This is a genomic window from Chryseobacterium piperi (assembly GCF_002285635.2).
Lineage (GTDB): Bacteria > Bacteroidota > Bacteroidia > Flavobacteriales > Weeksellaceae > Chryseobacterium > Chryseobacterium piperi.
Map to the genome: position 1 here is coordinate 3484923 of NZ_CP023049.2, position 22355 is coordinate 3507277.

Here is a 22355-nt window from a genome sequence, read left to right on the forward strand (position 1 = left end):
GTACTTTTAAATAGCAAAATGTATGCAAATATATTATTTTGGAATAATAATTGTTAAAGTTGAATTATCAACACCCTAAACTATGAAAATAACTTATTTATTAGGAGTAGGAGCAATGGCTTTATCGCTTGCAGCTTGTACCACAAACCCCATTACAGGGAGATCTTCTTTGCAATTAGCCAATAATTCAGAGATTTTGACGATGTCTTCACAAGAATACAGGAATACATTATCGAAATCTAAAATTGTAACTGGTACGGCAGATGCAAAAAGAGTGGTAACTGTAGGGAGTAGGATAAAAAATGCAGCAGAAAGATACTACCAAAGTATCGGAAGATCTGCAGATCTTGCTAACTATAATTGGGAATTCAATCTTATACAGAGTAATGAGCTAAATGCCTGGGCTATGCCGGGAGGTAAAGTTGCTGTATATACAGGTATATTGCCGGTAACTAAAGATGACAACGGTTTGGCTGTTGTATTAGGTCATGAAGTTTCTCATGCTTTAGCGGGTCACGGTAATGAAAGAATTTCTCAGGGGATGGTAGCCCAGTATGGGGGAGCCATTTTAGGTGGAACCATTACCAATGCACAATGGGCAAGTGTTTTCCAAAGAGTATATCCTATAGGATCACAGGTCGCTTTATTAAAATACGGAAGGAATCAAGAATCTGAGGCGGATAAAATGGGACTATATCTGATGTCCATGGCTGGTTATGATCCAAGGGCAGCAATTCCTTTTTGGAGCAGAATGGGAAGTGCTTCTTCAGGAGGAAACAGACAACCTCAGTTTTTATCAACCCACCCTAATCCTGAAACCAGAATCTCAGATATACAAAGGGACTTACCAAAAGCTTTAGAATATTATAAGGCAGCTGGAGGTAAAATATAATAGATTTCAATTCTGAATAATAGCCTTATTAAATTTTTACTAAATTTGATAAGGCTTTAAATCACTTAAACACAATATTATGAAAAGTATCTCAATTACAGGACTTGTACTTCTAGCAGTTTCAGCTTTACTTTTTTACCTAACGACAGACTTCGCTGTTGAACAGATTAAACTGTCTCATATCATGGGAATCATGGGTGGGATTGGAATCGGGCTTATTATTGGCGGAATGGTAGGGTATTTGAGTAAGGGAAGTGCAATGAAAGAAGAGCAGAAAAGAAGAGAGTTTAAACAATTGCAGAAAGAAAAAGAAGAGTTGGAAAAACAAGCTGTTGAAATTGCAAGACGTCAATTCGAATTGGACAATCAGAATAAAAATCAAAATCCTCAAATTTAATATTTGAGGATTTTTTTATAGATGTTATTTTCTTCAGATTAGAATTTGTATCCTAAACCTACCATAAATAGGTTGGGACGATTGTCATATCTGATTTCTTCTCCTGATACTCTGTTGACAAAGTTTCTTTGATCCTTACTGAACGCGCCTTCATACCTTGCATTGATCAGTAATTTTTTAATTTCAAGTTGCGCTCCAAACTGATAGCCAACAGTAAAGTTATCTCTGGCGTTTTCCTTGAAATCATTGAATGTATCTTCTTTGCTTAAGTTATAACTTGCAACAGGTCCTATAAATACTCCCAGCATGTCACCCAATACTTTATGTCCTACAAGTACCGGTAAATCGATACGATTGCTTCTTACATTAAATGTAGTATTAGATACAGGGTCTGTAAATTCGTTCTTAAAAGTAGTGTAATATAATTCCGGCATTAAGAAAAATGCCATAGGAAGGCTCGCTTTCACGGAAAGCCCGATGTTAAACCCTACATTGTTTTTACCTTTGTTTTCTATTGTTGCACTTGCCGTATTAGAGATGTTTCTCCAAGAAGGTGATCCTGTTGGAAAAATTAGATTGGCTTTACCTGCAAGAGAAATCTGTGCAGAAGCGAACATAGATAGGCCTAATAGTGCTACACTAAATATTTGTTTCATTTTCGTCTAGTTTTGTGATCGTATTTTCAATAGTTTTATTATTCTCGAGTAAATACACTCTCAATTCTTTAAATAGCTCTGATGAGTAAACGAAATCGATAAGATTTTTATTGCCTGCAGTGATCAGAATATCTTTATTTCCTTCCCATTCTTTGATCCCTAGTCTCAGGTAAACAATCTTTTCACCAATCGTCATTACAGAGTTCATGTCATGCGTGTTAATGATTGTGGTTGTGTTATATTCTTTTGTAATTTCAAGCAAAAGGTCATCAATTACATTTGAAGTATATGGATCCAGCCCTGAATTGGGCTCATCACAGAATAAATATTTTGGATTGTTGACAATAGCTCTTGCAATAGCTACCCGTTTCTGCATTCCCCCGGAAATTTCTGATGGGAATTTTCTGTTAGCCTTATCTAAATGTACCCTTCCGATTACCTCAAAAACTCTTTTTTTCTTTTCTCTGAAACTAAGATTAGTGAACATGTCCAGTGGAAACATAATATTCTCTTCCACGGTTAGGGAGTCAAATAATGCACTTCCCTGAAATACCGTTCCGATTTCCGAACGTAAATGTTGTTTTTCATCACGGGTCATGGTATTGATGTCTTTACCATCAAACAGAATTTCTCCTGAAGACGGCTGATAAACATTCAATAAACTTTTAAGGAATACCGTTTTTCCGGATCCACTTTGTCCGATAATAAGATTTACTTTGCCTTTATCAAAAGAAGTTGAAATTCCTTTAAGTACTTCAACGTCACCAAAACTTTTTTTAAGATCTTTTACCTCAATCATTAGCTTAATATTAATTGGGTTAATATTAATTCGGAGATGATGATGAACACCATGGTCCAAACTACAGCTTGCGTACTTGCTCTACCTACCTCCAGTGAACCTCCTTTTACAAAATAACCGAAATAAGAAGGAACCGTTGCAATAACAAATGCAAAAACGGTAGTCTTTATAAATGCATAATAAATAAATAGATTAGGCATGTACATTTGTATCCCTGTTATATAGTCGGATTCGGTCCAGTTTCCTGTAAGCATTCCGGCGATATAACCTCCACCAATACCAAATACAATGCTAATGGCAATAAGAAGGGGGTTAAAAATAACGCACGCAATTATTTTTGGAAGGATCAGAAAGTTAGGAGAGTTTACTCCCATGATATCCAATGCATCAATTTGTTCGGAGACCCTCATTGTGCCTATACTCGAAGCAATATATGAGCCTACTTTACCGGCTAAAATTAAGCTGATAATAGTCGGTGAAAATTCCAATACCAATACAGCTTTTGTTGCATATCCTACAAATGAAGTAGGGATAGGAAAAGAAGAAGCATCAAAATTATTAAACATCTGAATGGCTACTACAGCTCCAACAAATATAGATGTGAATATAACCAACCCGAATGAGTTGACTCCCAAATCGTTTATTTCTCTCATAAACAGCTTCCAAAAAACCCTCATTTTCTGGGGCTTTTGCATGGATTTACCAAGAAGGATCATATATTCTCCAACCGCTGTAAAAAACTTTCTTAACATTCTGCTAAATTAGACTTTTTTTATTAAAGGATTCTTTATTTTGCTTTTTTATCTCCACCCACCATCAACAAAATAGTTTTTAAAATAATGATCAGATCCAGGACAAAACTCCAGTTTCTTACATAAAAAGCATCTGCAAGGACACGTTTTTTCATTTGAACCTCTACATCTCCCAAATCCCCCCTTAAACCGCTAACCTGTGCCAATCCCGTAATTCCTGGATTCACCATACTTCTAAGACTGTATCTTCCAATTTTCGGTTTGTAATAATTATCTACAGCCAGCATATGTGGGCGGGGGCCTACGATAGACATCTCTCCTTTCAATACATTAATAAATTGTGGCATCTCATCCAGGCTTGTCTTCCTCAGAAATTTCCCAAATTCTGTAATTCTGGAATCATTCTGCGATGTTGTTTTCGTTGTTGACTCATCATTGACTACCATGGTTCTAAACTTCAGACAATTAAATACTTCCTCGTGAAAACCATATCTTTTCTGTATGAAAAAAATAGGCCCTTTTGAGGATAATTTGATGACAATGGCAATGATGGGAAATAACCACGAACAAATTCCAACCATTACCAATAATGAAAAGATAATATCAAAAAGCCTCTTAAAAAGATAATTAGAATAATAATCCAGAGGATATTTGATCTGATTTAAAACAGGCTGTGTCTCAACATATCCCAAATCGTAAGAGAATAAGTCTGTTTGTGATATATTAGGAATCAGTGATATATGTACTTTATTGGCTTCTGCTAATCTGAAAATTTCAACTTCCGTTTTCGGACTGAACGTATTTTCCAAAGGCAGAAATAAAGTATGAATACCATTGTTTCTCCAAAAATACTGAAGTTCATCCATCTGGATTTCGTCAGGATTATATTCGAAAATTTGGTATCCGTAGTCTTTTCTTTCCTTTAAAATACTTTTTAGAATTTGGGTAGAGGTGTTCTCACTGAGAAACATCACATTTCTGTTATTGATTCCCAGAGATCTCAAATATTTGATTCCAAAATAAATAAAAGATTTTGTAATAAATATAAAGGAGAACAGGTACAAAGACAGCCACGACAATTCCGAACTGAAAAATTTATTATTACTTACTTTTCTTATCAGCAGTAAGCCCAGTACAAATAAGATAAAATGCGTTACAATACGTTCTATAAAAATAGTGTATGTAAGATTTCTCCGGATATTATAAATTTTGGTTCTTCCGCTTAATAAAACCCAAAAGGATATCAGCAAAAGCAAAGGGAACGAATTCTCATACCAGATATCCCTGTTGTGTAGTATATCCTGATTTCTGCTTAAAAAAAAGAATATGAAAACAGATGCAATAACCACGAGGTCAAGCAAAAGGATAATCGATTTTAAATATCTAGAGTATCGAATTCTCTGCATCTATCACTATATAAGGGATACGAGGAGCTAAGATAAACAATTTTTACGGGATATTGAGGTATTTATGCGTCTGAACAGAAGCCTGCCATTCAGGATTTTCTAAAATGAAATCTGTAATTTTAGGATACATCTCATCTCGCTTACTCCATTCACTTTGGAGGTATAGTTTACAGTCTTTTGAAACTTTAGCAGCTTGTTCTTGTGCAAATGAAAAATCATGGTTATTGAAAATAATAACTTTCAATTCACTCGCCTTTTCGTATACCTCTTCTTTAGGAAGTCCTGTTTTTTTTGGAGAAAGAGTGATCCAATCTAATTGGCCACTTACAGGATAGGCTCCTGAGGTTTCAATATGTATGGTACATCCCAGGTCTTTTAACCGGGATGTCAAAATATCTAAATTCCACATCAAAGGCTCACCACCAGTTAAAACAATTGTTTTACAATGTTTTGCTGCTGTTTCTGCAATTTCTTCCGCATTCATCAGTGGATGTAGGTCCGGGTTCCAGCTTTCCTTCACATCACACCAGTGGCATCCTACGTCACAGCCACCCAATCTTATAAAGTATGCTGCTTTTCCGGTGTGTGCCCCTTCTCCTTGTAAAGTGTAAAAATGCTCCATAACAGGGAGCATTTTACCTTCTTTTAATAAAATATCTTCTTCTTTGTTCATTTTAAAATTAGTCGTTGTAGACTGAAGTTTTATAAGCGATGATGGTGTTTTTCATCAACATAGCTCTAGTCATAGGACCGACTCCTCCTGGAACAGGGGTAATCCAGCCTGCTTTTGCAGCACAGCTGTCGAAATCTACATCACCTGCCAAATAATATCCTTTTGGAGAGTCATCGTCCACTCTTGTAATCCCTACATCTATAATTACTGCTCCGTCTTTGATCATTTCACCCTTTAAGAAGTGAGGATCTCCTAACGCCGTAATTACAATATCTGCTTTTTTTGTATATTCTTCAATGTCTTTGGTATAAGAGTGTGTAAGAGTAACGGTAGAGTTTCCCGGGAAGTCTTTTCTTCCCATCAAAATACTCATAGGTCTTCCTACAATTTTACTTCTTCCGATAATTACACAGTCTTTACCTTTTGTTTCAATATTATATCTTTCTAATAAGGTCAATATTCCAAATGGAGTAGCAGGTAAGAAAGTATCCATTTCCAATGCCATTTTCCCGAAGTTTTCAGGGTGGAAACCATCAACGTCTTTTCTTGGATCGATGGCGTTAATGATCTTTTCCTGATCGATCTGATCCGGTAAAGGTAACTGTACAATAAATCCGTCAACTGCTTTAGATTTGTTCAGTTCATCGATTTTTTCCAATAATTCTGACTCAGAAACCGTACTTGGAAATTTAATGAGACTAGATTGAAATCCTACCTCCTCGCAGTCTTTCACTTTAGCATTTACATAAGCCTTGCTTGCTCCATTGTTTCCAACAAGAATAGCAACCAGATGAGGTGCTCTTCTTTTGTTTGCAAGAATCTTTTCAACTTCAATCTTGATTTCTGCTTTTATTTCTTTGGATACTTTAAGTCCGTCAAGAATTTCTGCCATTTTTACTTTTTATTTTTATTAGATTTTTTCTGTTTCCTGGCGCTCAATGAAGGAATATCAACAGGGAATTATTTATTCCCTTTGTAATAATTGATTAATCCGTTTGTAGAGCTGTCGTGAGAGCTTATTTTTTCATTATTCTCTAGCTCAGGCAAGATCTTGTTGGCTAAAACCTTTCCAAGCTCTACTCCAAACTGATCGAAGCTGAATATGTTCCAGATTACTCCCTGTACAAAAATTTTATGTTCATACATTGCAATTAACTGGCCTAAAGAAAAAGGAGTTAATTCTTTGAATAATATTGAGTTAGTAGGTGTGTTTCCGTGGAAGACCTTGAAATTCAACAATCTGTCAATCTCTTCGTCGGATTTTCCTGAACTCCTTAATTCTGCCTCTACTTCCTCTTCATTTTTTCCAAAGGCAAGAGCTTCTGTCTGTGCAAAAAAGTTAGCCAATAATTTATCCTGATGATCAGAAACCTGGTTACTGCTTTTGGCATAAGCAATGAAATCTGCAGGGATTAATTCTGTACCCTGGTGAATCAACTGATAAAATGCATGCTGCCCGTTAGTTCCCGGTTCGCCCCAGATAATTGGCCCTGTCTCATATTCTACAAATTCCCCATTTCGGTCAACGCATTTTCCGTTGCTTTCCATATCACCTTGCTGTAAGTAAGCAGCAAATCTGTCAAGATACTGAGAATAAGGTAGTATGGCGTAGCTGGTTGCTGCATAAAAATTACGGTACCATATTCCTAAAAGACCCATCAGAACAGGGATGTTTTCTGCAAAATCAGCGGTCTGGAAATGTTGATCCGTATCAAACGCTCCCTTTAGTAACTGTTCAAAATGATCATATCCGACAGCAAGAACAATGCTTAAGCCGATAGCACTCCAAAGGGAATATCTTCCGCCAACCCAATCCCAGAATTCAAAAATATTTTCTTCTGCAATTCCAAACTTTTTAACTTCCTCAATATTAGTAGATAAAGCTACAAAATGTTTGGCTACATCTTCCTGTTTTCCAGCTTTCAAAAACCAGTCTTTTGCCGAATTGGCGTTCGTCATGGTTTCCTGAGTTGTAAAAGTCTTGGAAGCAATAATGAATAATGTTGTTTCAGGATTTAAGTTTTTAACAACTTCTGCGATATGATTGCCATCTACGTTTGAAACAAAATGAACATTCAGTCTTGTTTTAAAATGCTTTAGAGCTGAACAAACCATTACAGGCCCTAAATCCGAACCTCCAATTCCGATATTGACAACATCTGTAATTTCTTTTCCACTGAAACCTTTATGTGTTCCTGAAATAATTTTTTCAGAAAAAGATTTCATATGGTCAAGTACTCTTTTGATCTGGGGTTTGATGTTTTCGCCATCAACTAAAATTTCCTTACCGGAAAAATCCCTTAATGCAGTATGGAGAACTGCTCTTCCTTCCGTTTCATTGATCTTATCTCCGGAAAACATTTTGGAGATAGCGTCTTTTAACTGACATTCCTCAGCAAGATTCAAAAGAAGCTCTTTCGTTCTTGCATCAATCAGGTTTTTAGAATAATCAAAAAGAAAATTATCTTTTTTTAATGAAAATTCTTCAAAGCGATTTTCATTGTCTTGAAAAAGTGTTCTTAAATCAAAGTCATTTTCTGCAAAGTGTTCGTCAAGAGCTTTCCAGCTATTCGTGTGTATAGGATTTATTTTTGATAGCATATATTCAAAGTTAAAATTCAAGGTTGAAAAACAATAATTTTTATGGAATCTTGAAATTAAAATACAAATTTAAGGAAAAATAAAACCTCCGGGAAAAATAGGAGGCTGTAAAATCTAAAATTGTGATGATATCCTATTACCTCCGTTAAGTAAGCCCTTATTTTTGTGGAGTCTTATATTGTTTTTTAAATTTTCTTAATATTTGAAAAGTTGGTTCCCAGGTATTTATAAAACACCGTATCTTTAATCAGGCATTATATCGTTCGCTAAAACAATCTATTTTGTATAGAAAGATACAAATATGTAATGTTTGCATTGAAAATATACACCAATTAAATAATAAAAGTAAAATGAAAAAAGTAATTCTAATCATATTGTTGCTCCTTGTATATAATACTGGCTTTTCTCAAACCAATTATTATGTAGATAAAACATCTGGAAATGATGCGAATAATGGCAGTGTTACCACACCCTGGAAAACCATACAAAAGGCAGCCAATAGTGCTACGCCGAATAGTATTGTCAATATCAAAGCAGGAACATACTATGAGAACGTAGTTATCAATGTAAGTGGAACGAGTGGGAATTATATTACGTTTAAAAATTATTCAAATAATAATGTTATTATAGATGGTACAGGTACTGCAGGAAAAACCTTGTTGACCGTTACCAACAAAAGTTATTTAAAGTTTGAAAATTTAACAATTCAAAACAAAACGGTAAATGATGCTCAGGGAGTATTGGTTCAGACAACAGGCAACAATTCATCCACAGATCTGACCTTCAAAAATATCACGATCAGAAAGATCAATTGGACTGCAATTAAAGATACTCCAGCCACAGCTAATAACAATGCCCAGGGATTAATTGTTTATGGCAGAAATGGAGGGATTACCAACCTTACCATAGATAGCTGTAAGGTATTTGATAATATTTTAGGGTATAGTGAAGCGTTGGCGGTCAATGGGAATGTTGATGGATTTGTAGTAAAAAACTGCTTGGTGCACGATAATACCAATATAGGAATTGATATATTAGGACATGAGGGTATAGCATCACCCTCTGCTTTAGACGAAGCCAGAAATGGGGTAGTCATTAATAATGAATGCTATAATAATATTTCAAAATATGCTACTTCTGCTGGCATTTATGTGGATGGGGCAAGCAATATTATTATAGAGAGAAATAAAAGCTATCAAAACGGATGGGGAATTGAAGTGGGTGCAGAACGTGATGGAACCGTTAAGCAGATTACTGTAAAGAATAATTTAGTATATAAAAATGAGCAAGCCGGCCTTGCAATAGGTGGACATGATTCAACCACTACTGGACAGGTGATAAATTCTGTCATTAGAAATAATACATTTTTACAAAACAATACTGCAAATGATGGAACCGGAGAAATTGCGATGACTAAAGCCTCAAATTGTGTTTTTGAAAACAATATTTTTTATACCAGTTCGGAAAATGTATTAATGACTGTTGATACCATTAGCCCTCAGGCGAATAATACGTTCAATTATAATTGCTGGTTTACTCCGAATAATAATCCTAATGATATAACAGTGAGCTGGAGAGGGACTGATTATAATTCGTTTTCAGCTTATAAATCAGGAACCAGCCAGGAAGCTAATTCTTTGTATGCTAATCCGAAGTTGGTGTCAATTTCAGCTGCCGCACCCAATGTGAAGTTGAATGCAACAAGCCCGTGTATCAATAAAGGAAAACCAACTACTTCTATTTCACCTGGAGAACTGGATTTTTATGGATATAACAGAATCTCCAATACGGTTATCGACATGGGAGCGAGTGAATATATTGCTACTTTAGGAGTAAAGCCTAATGAAAATATAAGTTTTGGAAAGATTTACCCTATTCCATCAAGCGGTATTCTTAATTTTGAATTGGATGCAGATAAAAAAGAAAACGCTATTACTGTATATAATGCCAGCGGACAGGAATTAAAAAAATACAATTTTTTAACTAACCGTTTTTCGATAGATTTATCAGGGCTGATTGAAGGGACCTATCTTGTTAAAATAGATAATAAAAACGCTGTGATGACTAAAAAGATTATCATTAAAAAATAAACATACCTTCAGAAAATAAGCCTCCGGAAAAACGGAGGCTTTAAAGATAAATTATGATGATAACCCAAAAGGTTAGGATAATATGATTACACTTGTTCTGATTTTTTGAAATGTTTCTTTTTTCTTAATAGATAAACAATAATTCCTGCGATTAATAAAACAGGCCAGATTGTTATGAGCCCTACCACAATTTTTTGAATCAAATAGAATCCTTCTACAAAAGCATTCTTAACATCATAAATAAAATTGAACTTATATTTATTGTCAATATTCTTTGTATTGGTCACCGGGAGTTCGGCAATGCGAAGCTTAGGTTCTCTTATGTAAATATCAATTGTGCTGTATTTAAGATTATCTGTGACATCCAGATTGGCGAGTTGTTGAAGATTTTCTTCGGACATATTATCATTATCCATCTTTACTTTGTCCTTGTTGACTTTGAGTTGAGAAATGTTTTCCCCTGTTTTTTTGATTCTTTTGCCTTCGAGCTCAGCATATTTAATACTAGAAGTTATATCTTCAGCGTTGATCGACCTTGAATTAAGAAAGAGTTTCTTGTCGTTGATTAATGTTAAAAACTCACCTAATTTTGCGGTAGGAACACGTACCTGCATCGTATTTTCAGTTTGGTACTTCTTTACCAGCATAGCCTCTTCACTGGATGTATTGTAGGTGTTTTCTGAAATTACGTTGCTCAGTAAATTGCTGTGTGTCACAAATCCACCCAGATCTTGAACGGATTTCTCAATTGAAATTGTTGCTTCATAAACGTCCTTAACTTCCATTTTGACATCTGCAGTCTTAATGAATTGTTTATCCTTTACGCTCATTGTTGCTACAGAAGAAACGCTGTCTGAAGCTATTGCAGCTGCCGAATCTGTTGCTGTTTCGTACTCAGTAGTCGTGGCTTCTCCTTTTTTACAAGAAAAAATTCCGGATAAGATAATAGCAACTAGTGATAGTTAAATGTAAGTCGTTTTCATAATATTAATTTTAATCTTTTTGTTCAGACTCAAAGTTCAGACGGAATCATTTGTAATGTTTGAAAATCAGCGGTAAAAAAATTGTAAAGAAGAAAAACGATTGAACTGTTTGATATTCATTTATTTGTAAAAAGTATTCTATGGGTTCGAATGAATTTCGGAGTGATTTTTGTATCTTACAAATTAAATTAAATCGCAATAATACCTATGTCTAATACTTTTTCCAAAATCAGAAACGCAATAGAATTATTCAGATCGATAGACTTTGATCAGCTCAGTGCAATGTCTCAAAAAGTAGATTTGCCAAAATTGATGCAGAATTTTTCAAAATTGGATGATAAACAACTTGGTGGATTGATGAAAATGCTCGATCCGAATAAAAAGAAAAAAGAACTTCCACCGATTGATGGTGACTTTTATGATATCTATCACACCCTGACACCTGAACAACGGGAAATTCAGCTTAAAGTGAGGGCATTCATGGAAAAAGAAGTCAAGCCATTGGTGAATCATTATTGGCTGCGGGATGAATTTCCTTTTGAGCTAATCCCAAAATTTCAGAAGCTGGGTATTTGTGGGGTAACCTATGAAGGATATGGCTGTCCGGGAATGCCTTTTTTAATGGAAGGAGTTATCGCCATGGAAATGGCTAGAATTGATGCTTCCATTGCTACATTTTTTGGAGTTCAGTCCGGTTTGGCTATGGGATCGATTTATATCTGTGGTTCGGAAGAGCAGAAACAAAAATGGCTACCCCAAATGCAGAAATTTGAAAAAATAGGAGCTTTTGGATTAACTGAGCCGGAGGTTGGTTCAGGCGCTGCAGGTGGGTTGACTGCCACTTGTAAAAAGACTCCTGAGGGCTGGATCCTTAACGGTGAAAAAAAATGGATTGGCAATGCAACATTTGCAGATGTGATTATTATCTGGGCCAGAGATGTGGATAGTGGTGATGTAAAAGGATTTATTGTAGAAAAAGATAATCCTGGTTTCTCAGTAGAAAAAATTAAAGGAAAAATGGCTCTTCGTATAGTTCAAAATGGATTAATCACTTTAAAGGACTGTCTGGTGACTGAAGAGAACAGATTGCAGAATGCCAACTCTTTTAAAGATACAGCTAAAGTATTAAGAATGACCAGAGCTGGTGTTGCCTGGATGGCGACAGGTTGTGCCAGAGGTGCCTATGAAAGTGCCTTAGACTATACAAGGAAAAGAGAACAGTTTGGAAAACCAATTGCTTCTTTCCAGATGATTCAGGGACATTTAGTGGAAATGTTATCGAACCTTACAGCAATGCAAACGATGGTCTTCAGGCTGTCTGAAATGCAGGACGAAGGTATTTTAAAAGATGAACATGCTTCATTGGCGAAAGTTTTCTGTACACTAAGAACCAGAGATGTAGTGTCCCGAGCAAGAGAGGTAATGGGCGGAAACGGTATTTTATTGGAATATGACGTTGCAAGATTCGTTGCTGATGCAGAAGCTATTTATTCCTACGAAGGAACAAAGGAAATCAATTCACTGATTGTTGGACGGTCAATTACCGGATTCAGTGCATTTGTATAAAATGTATAAAAATAAAAAAGAAGCCGTCTCAAAATGAGATGGCTCTTTTTTTAGTTTTAGCTACGAATGCAGGGATAAATAGACCTGTATATTCGTGGTTATAAATAATGTGTTTGAATAGAAAAAAACTACACATTTTTTATCCGGGAATTTAGCTTTCAGCTTATTAAAGCTTTGTATTTTTTTCCGTTATCAAAAAGCATCCAGATATTAATAACAAATAAAACCAGGGATATCGAAATGCCGGTTGAGGAAGGGGCTCTGTAAACATTATGTAATACAATTCCTACCATAACAGGTAAAATAACAATAGCTCCCAGTGCTCTGGTCTTTGGAAAGATAAATAATAGCCCTCCAATGATTTCTACAGTTGCTACCAAAGGCAATAGCCATCCCAATTCCATTATAGCACCAAAGATTTTTTTCTGATCCTCGGTAATTTCCGGCATTGGCATGTAATGGAAGAATTTATCCAATCCCGCATTAATAAACATAAGTCCGAAAAGTAAACAAATGATAAATTTTATTGTTTTCATAATTGAAGAATTTTAATCAAATTTAAAATAAAATTAGAATTAATTTACATAATTTAAAAATTAACTATTTATTATTGTTTTGATTTAATATTTTCTTTGCTGTTGGTTGAATTTGTGTATTTGTTTATCAAATTAAAATAAACAAATAATATTATACTGAAAAATTTCAAAAATTAAATCGCCAGGATCTAAAAGAAATTCAAGGAGGTGGCGGTCCTGGACAATGTGATATAGGACCCATCGGATGTCCATGTAAGATCCCTCTGGGGATCCATGTCTTGGAGGTGGTCCCGGAGGGGGCGGTGGAACGGATCCTAATATGGGATACTGTCCGGATAATGGAAGCTACATTCCATGTGATCAAAACTGTCCGAACGGAATGCAACCTCTTTGTGCACTAGGATAAATAAAAAGAAGCGATCCCATTTTTGAGATCGCTTCTTTTTAGTCTAAGAATTCAGCTTTGATTTTAGAGGTAATCTCTGTTATATACTTTTTTAGTCCATTTCCTTCAATGTTATATTTTTGGAAATTTTATAAGTTTTTTTCTTTTTATGAGGTCTTTCTTCTTCTCCAAGTAATTTGCCCCATGGTTTCAGCCCATCCACTCTTTCAAAAATTATTTTAATAATCGCTATGGCAGGAATACAAAGAAACATTCCTGAAATTCCCCAGACATGTTCTCCAACAATGATTCCAATAAAAGAAAATAAAGCATTGATTTTTACTTTTGATCCTACAACAAATGGGAGTACGATGTTTCCATCTATAGCATGGATGCCAATATATCCTAGTACAACATATATACAGGTAGTTGGTGTGCCTGTTGCAAAAGCGATAAAACATGAAATTAAAAGAGAAATAAACATGCCTATATAAGGAATAACATTCAGTAATCCGGTAAGAACTCCTAAGAGGATGGCGTATTTTACACCTAAAATACTAAGTAAAATTGAAGTAAGGGCAGAAACGATAATGACCTGTAAGCAAAGTCCTATGATGTACTTTTTAGTCATGACGCGGACTTCAGAAACGACCTCCTGTACGCTTGCTTTATGTTTTTCACTAAAAACATTGACAATGAAATTATTTAAAATTCTTCTGTAATTTAAAATAAAAATAAAAAACAAAATAAAGAAGAATAAAAACCCTAATCCAGAAGAAAATATTCCAAACGTAAATCCTAAAATAGCTCCTGATGATGACAAAATTTTATTAAGAGCTTGATCAATATATCCTAATTGTTCGCGAATTTTAACATTAAAGGTGTGTGATACCCAGACTTGAAGATTATTGAATACCGTATCAAGTTGCATTTTCAAATGAGGAATGTCTTTACTGAAGCTGGATAATTGTGATCCAAAGAAAAATATTAATCCGGCTAATATCACCAGCATGAACATCACGGATATCATGGTCGAAACTGAACGAGGAAATCTTAATTTTTTTTCTAAAAAATTAGAAAGAGGTAAAAATAGCATGGCCATTAAAAATGCCAGAAAAAAGGGGGCTAAAATACTTTGCCCGAGCTCTACCAAATATCCGATACCTATAATAGAGATGACAACAAGGGTCAGTTTTAATAAAAAAGGAAGCTTAAAAAAATTCATAATTCAAAATCTGCAGTATAAAAATAGTAAAACCCTTTGAATAAAAGGGTTTTTAAATATTATTTTATTTAGGTGTTAGTATATTGCACTTATTTTTCAATTGCAATATCGATAACATCTTCCATTCGGTTAACGTAATGCACTTTTAAGTTCTTTAAATAATCTTTTTTGATTTCTTCTACATCTTTTCTATTGGCTTCGCAAAGAATCACATCTTTAATTCCTGCTCTTGTTGCAGCAAGAAGCTTTTCTTTGATTCCACCGACAGGAAGAACTTTCCCTCTCAGTGTGATTTCTCCTGTCATCGCTAAGTGAGGTTTTACCTTTTTGTTTTTAAATGAAGAAACCATAGAAGTCAGCATCGCAATACCGGCAGACGGACCGTCTTTAGGAGTTGCACCTTCAGGGACATGGACGTGAATATTTTTCTTTTCAATATCTTCCTGACTGATTCCCAGCTCATCGTGCTTAGCTTTGATGTACTCCAGGGCAATAGTCGCAGATTCTTTCATGACAGTTCCTAAATTCCCTGTCATCGTAAGAACGCCTTTCCCACTGCTTAAAATACTTTCAATGTATAGGATGTCTCCTCCAACACTTGTCCAGGCTAATCCTGTTACGACTCCGGGAACACCTGTAATTTCAGATAAGCTCCTTGGCCTTGGAACGCCAAGAATTTCATCTATTTTTTCAAGAGAAATCTTAGGATCATATTCTTTAAGCAAAGCGGTTTGTAGTGCTACCCATCTTGCAATGGATGCAATTCTTTTCTCTAAAGTCCTTACACCGCTTTCTGAAGTATGGGCTTCAATAATATGCTTAAGCTCAGGATTTCCAAGTTTAAAAGATTTAGCATCAAGGCCGTTTTCTTCCTGTTGCTTTTTAATCAGGTGACGTTTGGCAATTTCTGTTTTTTCCTCCATAGTATAGCCGGCAATCTGGATGATTTCCATTCTATCCAGAAGTGGTGTTTGTATGGTGGAAAGTGAATTGGCAGTAGCGATAAACATTACTTTTGAAAGGTCGTATCCCATTTCCAGGAAATTGTCATAGAAAGATTTATTCTGTTCAGGGTCAAGAACCTCAAGAAGTGCTGAGCTTGGGTCACCATGGATACCTTGTCCTACCTTATCAATTTCATCTAATACAATTACCGGATTAGAGGTGCCTGATTTTTTGATCGACTGAAGGATTCTTCCAGCCATCGCGCCTATATATGTTTTTCTGTGCCCGCGAATCTCACTCTCATCATGCAGACCTCCTAAAGATAATCTTACATATTTTCTGCCTAAAGCATCCGCAACAGATTTTCCTAAAGATGTTTTTCCTACTCCCGGAGGCCCTACCAATAATAAAATCGGAGATTTCATGTTGTTTTTTAATTTTAAAACAGCCATGTGTTCCAGAATTCTTTTCTTGATGTCTTCCAGTCCAAAATGAGCTTTGTCTAAGACTTTTTCTGCTTTTTGAATGTCAAAGACATCTTTGGTGTAGGTTTCCCATGGTAAGTCCGTAAAGAAATCAAGATAATTTCTCTGGACATTATAATCCGGTGAGTTGGGGTTCTGTCTTTGTAATCTGTTAATTTCCTTTTGGAAATGTTCCTCAACTTCGGTATTCCATTTTTTTGTTTTTGCCTTGTTGATGAGGTCTTCAACATCACCTTCGGATCCACCACCTAATTCTTCCTGGATGGTTCTGATTTGTTGATTCAGGAAATATTCTCTTTGCTGTTTGTCAAGATCCTTAGATGTTTTCTGATGAATCTGATTTCTTAATTCTAGTTTTCTGAAATCGTCGTGCATCATTTCATAGCACTTATTGGCTCTGGCCATCAGGTTTTTCTCTTCAAGCAGCTTTTGCTTTTCATTTGAAGGAAAATTCGCATTGGTGCATATGAAATTCAATAAATCATCATTGTTATTGATGTTTTTGATAGCAAAATTAGCTGCATTAGGGATATTCGGATCCAGTTCAATTATTTTTAAAGCTAAATCCTTAATGTTTTCTAATAAAGCATCATATTCCTCTTCATTTTTAGGTTGGGTATCTTTTAATTTAGAAATTTCAGCTTTGAAATAAGGTTGCGTTTTGATAAACTTTTTAACCTTAAATCTGTGAAACCCCTTAGTAATTGCAGTAATATTACCTTCTGGAAGTTTAATGATTTTGATGATCTTGGCTAAAGTTCCGGTATGATATAAATCTTTTTCGGTAGGTTGTTCAAGTTCTGAGTTTTTCTGACTTACAATCCCGATAAAATCTCCATTTTTTTGAGCTTCTTCCAGAAGTTGTATGGATGCCTTTCTTCCGGCAGTAATAGGAATGACCACATTGGGAAACATCACCATATTTCTTACAGGAAGGATGGGAAATAATTTCTGCTCGGAATTTTCACTGGTTTCCGAAAAATCAGAAAGATTGATCTCTTCAGCCACAATATCAAACCCATCGCTGATCATTTCCTCTAAACTAATATCTTCAAATTCTGTCATAGTTAATCAAATGACAAATTGTCATTTTCGTTTTAAATCGTTAAAGTGATAATGCACAATATGCTTAGAAAGACTTAGCATATTATGTTGAGCTAAATGGCACAATACTTATGCCATTTGTTTTTCGCTAAAAAATATGGTCAAAATTTCCTTTTTTACATAATTTGAATTTTAAAAATTAAAAAAAGGGCTTGGATTTCTGTAATTTCTTAAAAATGTGTATTTTCGCAACCTGATAAAAAACTATAATTTATAAAATGGCAATTTTAGGACAGATTAGGAATAGACCTTGGCTTTTGATGGGAGTAATTGCACTGGCGCTTTTAGCGTTTTTAGTTAATCCTGATAGCATTGATAAGGTTTTTGGAAAAAATCCTGATGTTTTAGGAAAAGTAAATGGTGAAAAAATTACCCGTGAAGAGTTTAATGATCAACTTTTCGTGTTACAACAGCAGGCAGAGCAGCAAGGTCAACCAAAAAATGGTCTTGAAGAGCAGGCTTGGCAGTTGTTGGTACAATCAAAGCTTATCAAGCAGCAGTTTGATAAAATGGGTTTTGAAATGACAGACGATTATTTCTGGAATCAAATTCAGTATGATCAGATGTTTGCTCAAAACAAACAATTCTTTGATGATAAAGGTAATTTTAAAACTCAGGAGCTAAAAAAACAAATCGAAGAGTTAAAGGCTACTAGTCCGGAAGGTTACAACCAATGGGTGAAAACCAGAAAATCTGTTGAGTACAGAATTATGGCAAGACAAGTATTTGCTAATATTTCTACAGGTATTACTACAGGTAAGAAAGAAGCTGAAGAGCTAATGAGACAAAGAGATCAGCTTGCTGATATTGACTTTGTGAAAGTAGATTACACTTCTTATCTTCAGAAAAACAATATCAAAGTTACTACTGAAGACTTAGCTAATTATATTAAACAACACCCGGCGATGTTTAAAGCTGAGCCAAGCAGGAATATTGGTATTGCTTATTTTCCTTCTCAGCCGAGTGCAGTTGATGATGCTGCGGCTCAGAAAGAGATTACAAAGCTATTCTCAGGAGGTACAGATGCTAGTGGAGGAAAAGAAAATTTCCAGAATACTACTAATGACTCTATGTTTGTAATGGCAAACTCTGATATGCCGTTCAATAATCAGTATTTGAAACCGAACCAATTGCCACAGGCAATCCAGGGTCAGATTGCTACTGCAGCAATAGGACAGACTTTCGGACCTTATAAAGAACAAAACTTTTATGTAGTTTCTAAGCTTTTGGGTAAAAAGACTTCAGATTCTACATTGTCAAGACATATCCTGATTGCATTTAAAGGAAGTCCTGCGGGAGAAGGCGTTACAAGATCTAAAGAAGAAGCTAAGAAATTGGCAGATTCTGTTGGAGCTATTGTAAAGGCAAACCCTGCTAAATTTACTGAATTCCTTAAGCTTTCAAGTGATCCTAACTCAGCAGCTCAAGGTGGAAGTCTAGGATGGACTACTCCTGAAACTCCTTTTGTTCCTGAATTTTTAACATATTTGGCAAATAATCCTAAGGGAGCAACAGGTGTTGTAGAAACTCAATTTGGATACCATATCATCAATATTGAAGATAAAAAAGCTGGATCATTAGGGTATAAAGTCGCTAACATTGTAAAAGCAGTGAAACCTTCTGATGCTACAGAAGCTGATGTTGATAAGAAAGCAAGAAAGTTCATTCAGCAAGTACAAGGGAAATCTTTCAATGATTTCGTAAATATTGCTAAAAAAGGAAACTATCAGTTCTCAAACCCTAAATCTGCAAAAAGATTTGATGGTCAGTTACAGGGATTAGGTACGGAAAAAGATGGCGAAATCCTTGCATGGGCATTTGATAAGAAAAGAACTAAAGGAGATACCGAATTCTTTACAGTAGACGGAACAGGAGACAAGATTGTAGTTTATCTGAATGGTAAACAAGAGAAAGGTCTTGCAGATCCGGAATCAGTAAGAGATCAGATTGAAGTAGTCGTGAAGAATAAATTAGCTGCAAAACAGATTTCTGATAAAATTGCAGCAGCTAAAGCGTCTAGTTTGGATCAGGTTGCTAAATTATTTGCAACAACAAAACAATCTGCACAAGTGAATTTATTAAACCCATCAGTAGCAGGATCAATGGAGCCTAAAGTAGCAGGTGCTGCATTCGGTGTTAAGAAAGCTCAACTTTCTAAGCCGGTTGAAGGGGGAACAGGTGTTTATGTTTTAATTAAAAAGAATGAAACTATTAACAAACAACCTGGCGATCTGAAACAGTTTACTGAATCTGTTACACAGAGAAGTGCAGGAATGTTCGGACAGGCTTGGTTGAAAAGCTTACAAGATAATGCAGAAATCGATGACTATAGAATTGAGATCTGGAATAAGCTAGGAAATCAGCAACAATAAAAAAAGAAATTTATAGATACGAAAAGCGGCATAGAAAATGCCGCTTTTTTTTGTATTTAACGCAGAGTAATAAAGAAAAAGATTAATTTAAAATGTATTATATTTGCTCATTAGAAAAAATTTAGCAAGTGAAGTTCAGTAAAGAATTAAAAGCTGGTGTAATTGCACTTATAGCTGTTGTAGGCTTTGTGTTATTATTTCAATTCATGAAAGGCAGAAGTCTTTTTACTACCGATAATATATTTTACGCAAAATATGATAATGTTGAAGGGTTGGCTCAATCTTCAGCAGTATCCATCAATGGTTTAAAAGTGGGGCAGGTTGATAAAATTATCCCGCAAACAACCAAAGAAGGAAAGATCAATTTTGTAGTGAAGATTACAGTTGATAATAAATTCGAATTTTCAAAAAATTCTACCCTTGAAATCTTTGAACCGGGATTAATGTCCGGAAAAGAAATGAGAGTAAATCTGGTATACGGTGGAGCTTCTGCAAAAGATGGAGATACCTTGCAAGGTGCTTTCAAATTAGGAACATTGGGAAGTCTTTCTTCTCAGGTAGGACCTGTAAAAGATCAGCTGCAATCTGTTTTACATCATGTAGACTCTTTAATGACAAATGCTAATTTAATTGTTGACGGCCAAAATAGAGCTGAAATCAAAGCATTGTTATCCAATCTTAATAAAACGGTAGGAGCTTTACAAACGACTGCAGGCAGTGTTAATAATCTAGTGGGGCATAATGATCCGAAACTTCAAAGAGTATTGGATGATGCGAGCCTTACCATGCAAAGTGGTAAAGTTACTTTGGATAAATATGGTAACCTTGCTGAAAGTATTGATACCAAAAAATTAAATGCTGCTATTAACAACTTAGATGCTACTGTTGGAAAGCTTAATCAGGTAATTGGAGGAATTGATAATGGACAGGGAAGTCTTGGTAAGCTAATGAAAGATGAACAGCTTTACAACAACTTGAATTCAGCATCTACGAACCTGAATTCATTGATAGAAGATATGAAAGCGAATCCAAAGAGATACATCAATTTCTCTGTTTTTGGTAAGAATAATAAAGATTAATAATACACCTTATGCAGTACATCGATAATGTTATTTTTCTGATTTTATTAGTTGCTGGGTTTGGATTGTTTGCGAAAAGCCTTTCGAAAATTTACAGAAATATTCGCCTAGGTAGAGAAATCAATCGAAATGATCATAAGTCAGAGCGTTGGGAAACCATGGCACGTGTTGCAATGGGGCAGAGTAAAATGGTAAAACGTCCCGTAGCAGGTATTTTACACCTTTTCGTTTACGTTGGTTTTATCATCATTAATATAGAACTTATTGAGATAATTGTGGACGGGATATTTGGAACCCATCGTTTTTTATCTTCAATTCTGGGAGACAGCTTTTATAGTTTCTTCACCGCTACACTGGAAATACTAGCCTTGTTAGTAATTATTGGTGTTGTGATATTCTTTATCCGTAGAAACTTTTACGGGGTTAAAAGATTAACGATGAAAGAGCTTTTCGGCTGGCCAAAACATGATGCCAACTGGATTCTTATTATTGAATTTGCCCTAATGATGGCTTTTCTAAAAATGAATACGGCTGACTGGGTTCTACAGCAAAGAGGTTTGCTTCCTCAACATGGAAGTTTCCCGATCAGTTCTACATTTTTAGCTCCTATATACAATAATTTTAGTGACGGTTTCTTATTCTTTACAGAAAAAGCGGCTTGGTGGTTCCATTTTGTGGGGATTTTATTCTTTATGAATTACCTTTACTATTCAAAACATTTGCATATTATTTTGGCGTTTCCAAGTACTTGGTTTGCTAATCTTGAGAAAAAAGGAAAGTTCAACAATCTGGATTCTGTTACTAAAGAAATAAAATTAATGATGGATCCGAATGCAGATCCTTACGCTGCCCCGGCAGAAGGTGAGACTGCAGATGTTCCTTCTAAATTTGGAGCTGAAGATATATTTGATTTAGACCAGGTTCAGTTGCTTAATGCATATTCATGTACAGAATGTGGAAGATGTACTTCTGTATGTCCTGCCAATATTACAGGTAAGAAGCTCTCTCCAAGATTAATCCTGATGAAAACCAGAGATCGTTTGGAAGAAGTAGGAAAAAATATCGACAAAAATGGAAAATTTGTTGATGATGGAAAAAAATTACTTAACGACTATATTACAAAAGAAGAACTTTGGGCGTGTACTACATGTAATGCTTGTACTGAAGCCTGCCCTATATTACTGGATCCTCTTTCCATTATTTTTGAAATGAGACGATTCCTGGTGATGGAACAATCTGCTGCACCACAAGAGTTGAATCTTATGATGACCAATGTGGAAAATAATGCTGCTCCTTGGCAGTATAATCAGGCAGACCGATTAAATTGGGCAAAGGAAAACTAGATAATTAAAATAAATTTGAAAATTTGAAAATTGATTAAATCAACTCATTTTCAAATTTCCGAATTC

Annotated in this window: 19 protein-coding genes; 8 read left to right on the forward strand and 11 right to left on the reverse strand. The window is 35.3% G+C overall.

Annotated features, from left to right (window positions below):
• Positions 1 to 82: 82 nt before the first annotated feature.
• On the forward strand, positions 83 to 892 hold the full coding sequence (locus CJF12_RS15250; RefSeq protein ID WP_034686828.1) for a M48 family metallopeptidase: 810 nt from the start codon (positions 83 to 85) through the stop codon (positions 890 to 892).
• A gap of 79 nt (positions 893 to 971) precedes the next feature.
• Complete coding sequence (locus CJF12_RS15255) at positions 972 to 1289, forward strand: lipopolysaccharide assembly protein LapA domain-containing protein (RefSeq protein WP_034686826.1); 318 nt, start codon at positions 972 to 974, stop codon at positions 1287 to 1289.
• A gap of 38 nt (positions 1290 to 1327) precedes the next feature.
• Here CJF12_RS15255 and CJF12_RS15260 read toward each other — a convergent pair whose 3' ends face one another.
• From CJF12_RS15260 to pgi, 7 genes are all read right to left on the reverse strand, one after another.
• Complete coding sequence (locus CJF12_RS15260; protein WP_034686824.1) at positions 1328 to 1945, reverse strand: outer membrane beta-barrel protein; 618 nt, start codon at positions 1943 to 1945, stop codon at positions 1328 to 1330.
• Positions 1929 to 2744: an ABC transporter ATP-binding protein gene (locus CJF12_RS15265; protein WP_034686822.1), complete on the reverse strand. Its 816-nt coding sequence runs from the start codon at positions 2742 to 2744 to the stop codon at positions 1929 to 1931. The genes CJF12_RS15260 and CJF12_RS15265 overlap by 17 nt, the downstream gene beginning before the upstream one ends.
• Entirely contained in the window at positions 2744 to 3496 is a 753-nt protein-coding gene (locus tag CJF12_RS15270) for an MlaE family ABC transporter permease (protein ID WP_034686820.1), read from the reverse strand. The genes CJF12_RS15265 and CJF12_RS15270 overlap by 1 nt, the downstream gene beginning before the upstream one ends.
• Before the next feature lie 35 nt (positions 3497 to 3531).
• Entirely contained in the window at positions 3532 to 4902 is a 1371-nt protein-coding gene (locus CJF12_RS15275) for an exopolysaccharide biosynthesis polyprenyl glycosylphosphotransferase (protein WP_034686818.1), read from the reverse strand.
• Positions 4903 to 4945: 43 nt separating this feature from the next.
• The gene (locus tag CJF12_RS15280) at positions 4946 to 5575 is read right to left on the reverse strand and encodes a 7-carboxy-7-deazaguanine synthase QueE (protein WP_034686816.1); all 630 of its coding nucleotides are present in this window, start codon (positions 5573 to 5575) and stop codon (positions 4946 to 4948) included.
• 7 nt (positions 5576 to 5582) lie between these two features.
• On the reverse strand, positions 5583 to 6467 hold the full coding sequence (locus CJF12_RS15285; protein WP_034686813.1) for a bifunctional 5,10-methylenetetrahydrofolate dehydrogenase/5,10-methenyltetrahydrofolate cyclohydrolase: 885 nt from the start codon (positions 6465 to 6467) through the stop codon (positions 5583 to 5585).
• 68 nt (positions 6468 to 6535) lie between these two features.
• Positions 6536 to 8176, reverse strand: coding sequence for a glucose-6-phosphate isomerase (pgi, locus tag CJF12_RS15290; protein WP_034686810.1), 1641 nt, complete (start codon positions 8174 to 8176; stop codon positions 6536 to 6538).
• Between the two features lie 350 nt (positions 8177 to 8526).
• Between pgi and CJF12_RS15295 the strand changes: the two genes are divergently transcribed.
• The gene (locus CJF12_RS15295) at positions 8527 to 10266 is read left to right on the forward strand and encodes a T9SS type A sorting domain-containing protein (RefSeq protein ID WP_034686808.1); all 1740 of its coding nucleotides are present in this window, start codon (positions 8527 to 8529) and stop codon (positions 10264 to 10266) included.
• A gap of 86 nt (positions 10267 to 10352) precedes the next feature.
• Here the strand turns inward: CJF12_RS15295 and CJF12_RS15300 are convergent, their stop codons facing one another.
• Positions 10353 to 11051 (reverse strand): DUF4349 domain-containing protein, encoded by a 699-nt coding sequence (locus CJF12_RS15300; RefSeq protein ID WP_262483426.1) that lies wholly within the window; start codon positions 11049 to 11051, stop codon positions 10353 to 10355.
• A 19-nt stretch (positions 11052 to 11070) separates the two neighbouring features.
• Here CJF12_RS15300 and CJF12_RS20265 point away from each other — a divergent pair, with 19 nt between their 5' ends.
• Together CJF12_RS20265 and CJF12_RS15305 are read left to right on the forward strand one after the other, a co-directional pair.
• Positions 11071 to 11232: a hypothetical protein gene (locus CJF12_RS20265; RefSeq protein ID WP_228379115.1), complete on the forward strand. Its 162-nt coding sequence runs from the start codon at positions 11071 to 11073 to the stop codon at positions 11230 to 11232.
• Positions 11233 to 11456: 224 nt separating this feature from the next.
• Positions 11457 to 12815: an acyl-CoA dehydrogenase family protein gene (locus CJF12_RS15305; protein WP_034686805.1), complete on the forward strand. Its 1359-nt coding sequence runs from the start codon at positions 11457 to 11459 to the stop codon at positions 12813 to 12815.
• Between the two features lie 158 nt (positions 12816 to 12973).
• Here CJF12_RS15305 and CJF12_RS15310 read toward each other — a convergent pair whose 3' ends face one another.
• The 3 genes from CJF12_RS15310 to lon all read right to left on the reverse strand — a co-directional run bounded on the left by CJF12_RS15310 (position 12974) and on the right by lon (position 17456).
• Complete coding sequence (locus tag CJF12_RS15310; protein WP_034686803.1) at positions 12974 to 13351, reverse strand: MauE/DoxX family redox-associated membrane protein; 378 nt, start codon at positions 13349 to 13351, stop codon at positions 12974 to 12976.
• A 497-nt stretch (positions 13352 to 13848) separates the two neighbouring features.
• Positions 13849 to 14961: an AI-2E family transporter gene (locus CJF12_RS15315; RefSeq protein ID WP_034686800.1), complete on the reverse strand. Its 1113-nt coding sequence runs from the start codon at positions 14959 to 14961 to the stop codon at positions 13849 to 13851.
• Between the two features lie 89 nt (positions 14962 to 15050).
• Complete coding sequence (gene lon, locus CJF12_RS15320) at positions 15051 to 17456, reverse strand: endopeptidase La (protein ID WP_034686797.1); 2406 nt, start codon at positions 17454 to 17456, stop codon at positions 15051 to 15053.
• Positions 17457 to 17713: 257 nt separating this feature from the next.
• Here lon and CJF12_RS15325 point away from each other — a divergent pair, with 257 nt between their 5' ends.
• From CJF12_RS15325 to CJF12_RS15335, 3 genes are all read left to right on the forward strand, one after another.
• Positions 17714 to 19867, forward strand: coding sequence for a SurA N-terminal domain-containing protein (locus CJF12_RS15325; RefSeq protein WP_034686795.1), 2154 nt, complete (start codon positions 17714 to 17716; stop codon positions 19865 to 19867).
• Positions 19868 to 19995: 128 nt separating this feature from the next.
• Entirely contained in the window at positions 19996 to 20946 is a 951-nt protein-coding gene (locus tag CJF12_RS15330; protein WP_034686793.1) for an MlaD family protein, read from the forward strand.
• A gap of 11 nt (positions 20947 to 20957) precedes the next feature.
• Entirely contained in the window at positions 20958 to 22289 is a 1332-nt protein-coding gene (locus CJF12_RS15335) for a 4Fe-4S dicluster domain-containing protein (protein ID WP_034686790.1), read from the forward strand.
• The last annotated feature ends 66 nt before the right edge of the window (positions 22290 to 22355 follow it).

Excerpts from the sequence above, each read along its gene's own strand:
- CJF12_RS15250 (WP_034686828.1), top strand. The coding sequence starts at position 83 with ATGAAAATAACTTATTTATTAGGAGTAGGAGCAATGGCTTTATCGCTT.
- CJF12_RS15255 (WP_034686826.1), top strand. The coding sequence starts at position 972 with ATGAAAAGTATCTCAATTACAGGACTTGTACTTCTAGCAGTTTCAGCT.
- CJF12_RS15260 (WP_034686824.1), bottom strand. The coding sequence starts at position 1,945 with ATGAAACAAATATTTAGTGTAGCACTATTAGGCCTATCTATGTTCGCT.
- CJF12_RS15265 (WP_034686822.1), bottom strand. The coding sequence starts at position 2,744 with ATGATTGAGGTAAAAGATCTTAAAAAAAGTTTTGGTGACGTTGAAGTA.
- CJF12_RS15270 (WP_034686820.1), bottom strand. The coding sequence starts at position 3,496 with ATGTTAAGAAAGTTTTTTACAGCGGTTGGAGAATATATGATCCTTCTT.
- CJF12_RS15275 (WP_034686818.1), bottom strand. The coding sequence starts at position 4,902 with ATGCAGAGAATTCGATACTCTAGATATTTAAAATCGATTATCCTTTTG.
- CJF12_RS15280 (WP_034686816.1), bottom strand. The coding sequence starts at position 5,575 with ATGAACAAAGAAGAAGATATTTTATTAAAAGAAGGTAAAATGCTCCCT.
- CJF12_RS15285 (WP_034686813.1), bottom strand. The coding sequence starts at position 6,467 with ATGGCAGAAATTCTTGACGGACTTAAAGTATCCAAAGAAATAAAAGCA.
- pgi (WP_034686810.1), bottom strand. The coding sequence starts at position 8,176 with ATGCTATCAAAAATAAATCCTATACACACGAATAGCTGGAAAGCTCTT.
- CJF12_RS15295 (WP_034686808.1), top strand. The coding sequence starts at position 8,527 with ATGAAAAAAGTAATTCTAATCATATTGTTGCTCCTTGTATATAATACT.
- CJF12_RS15300 (WP_262483426.1), bottom strand. The coding sequence starts at position 11,051 with ATGGAAGTTAAGGACGTTTATGAAGCAACAATTTCAATTGAGAAATCC.
- CJF12_RS20265 (WP_228379115.1), top strand. The coding sequence starts at position 11,071 with ATGAATTGTTTATCCTTTACGCTCATTGTTGCTACAGAAGAAACGCTG.
- CJF12_RS15305 (WP_034686805.1), top strand. The coding sequence starts at position 11,457 with ATGTCTAATACTTTTTCCAAAATCAGAAACGCAATAGAATTATTCAGA.
- CJF12_RS15310 (WP_034686803.1), bottom strand. The coding sequence starts at position 13,351 with ATGAAAACAATAAAATTTATCATTTGTTTACTTTTCGGACTTATGTTT.
- CJF12_RS15315 (WP_034686800.1), bottom strand. The coding sequence starts at position 14,961 with ATGAATTTTTTTAAGCTTCCTTTTTTATTAAAACTGACCCTTGTTGTC.
- lon (WP_034686797.1), bottom strand. The coding sequence starts at position 17,456 with ATGACAGAATTTGAAGATATTAGTTTAGAGGAAATGATCAGCGATGGG.
- CJF12_RS15325 (WP_034686795.1), top strand. The coding sequence starts at position 17,714 with ATGGCAATTTTAGGACAGATTAGGAATAGACCTTGGCTTTTGATGGGA.
- CJF12_RS15335 (WP_034686790.1), top strand. The coding sequence starts at position 20,958 with ATGCAGTACATCGATAATGTTATTTTTCTGATTTTATTAGTTGCTGGG.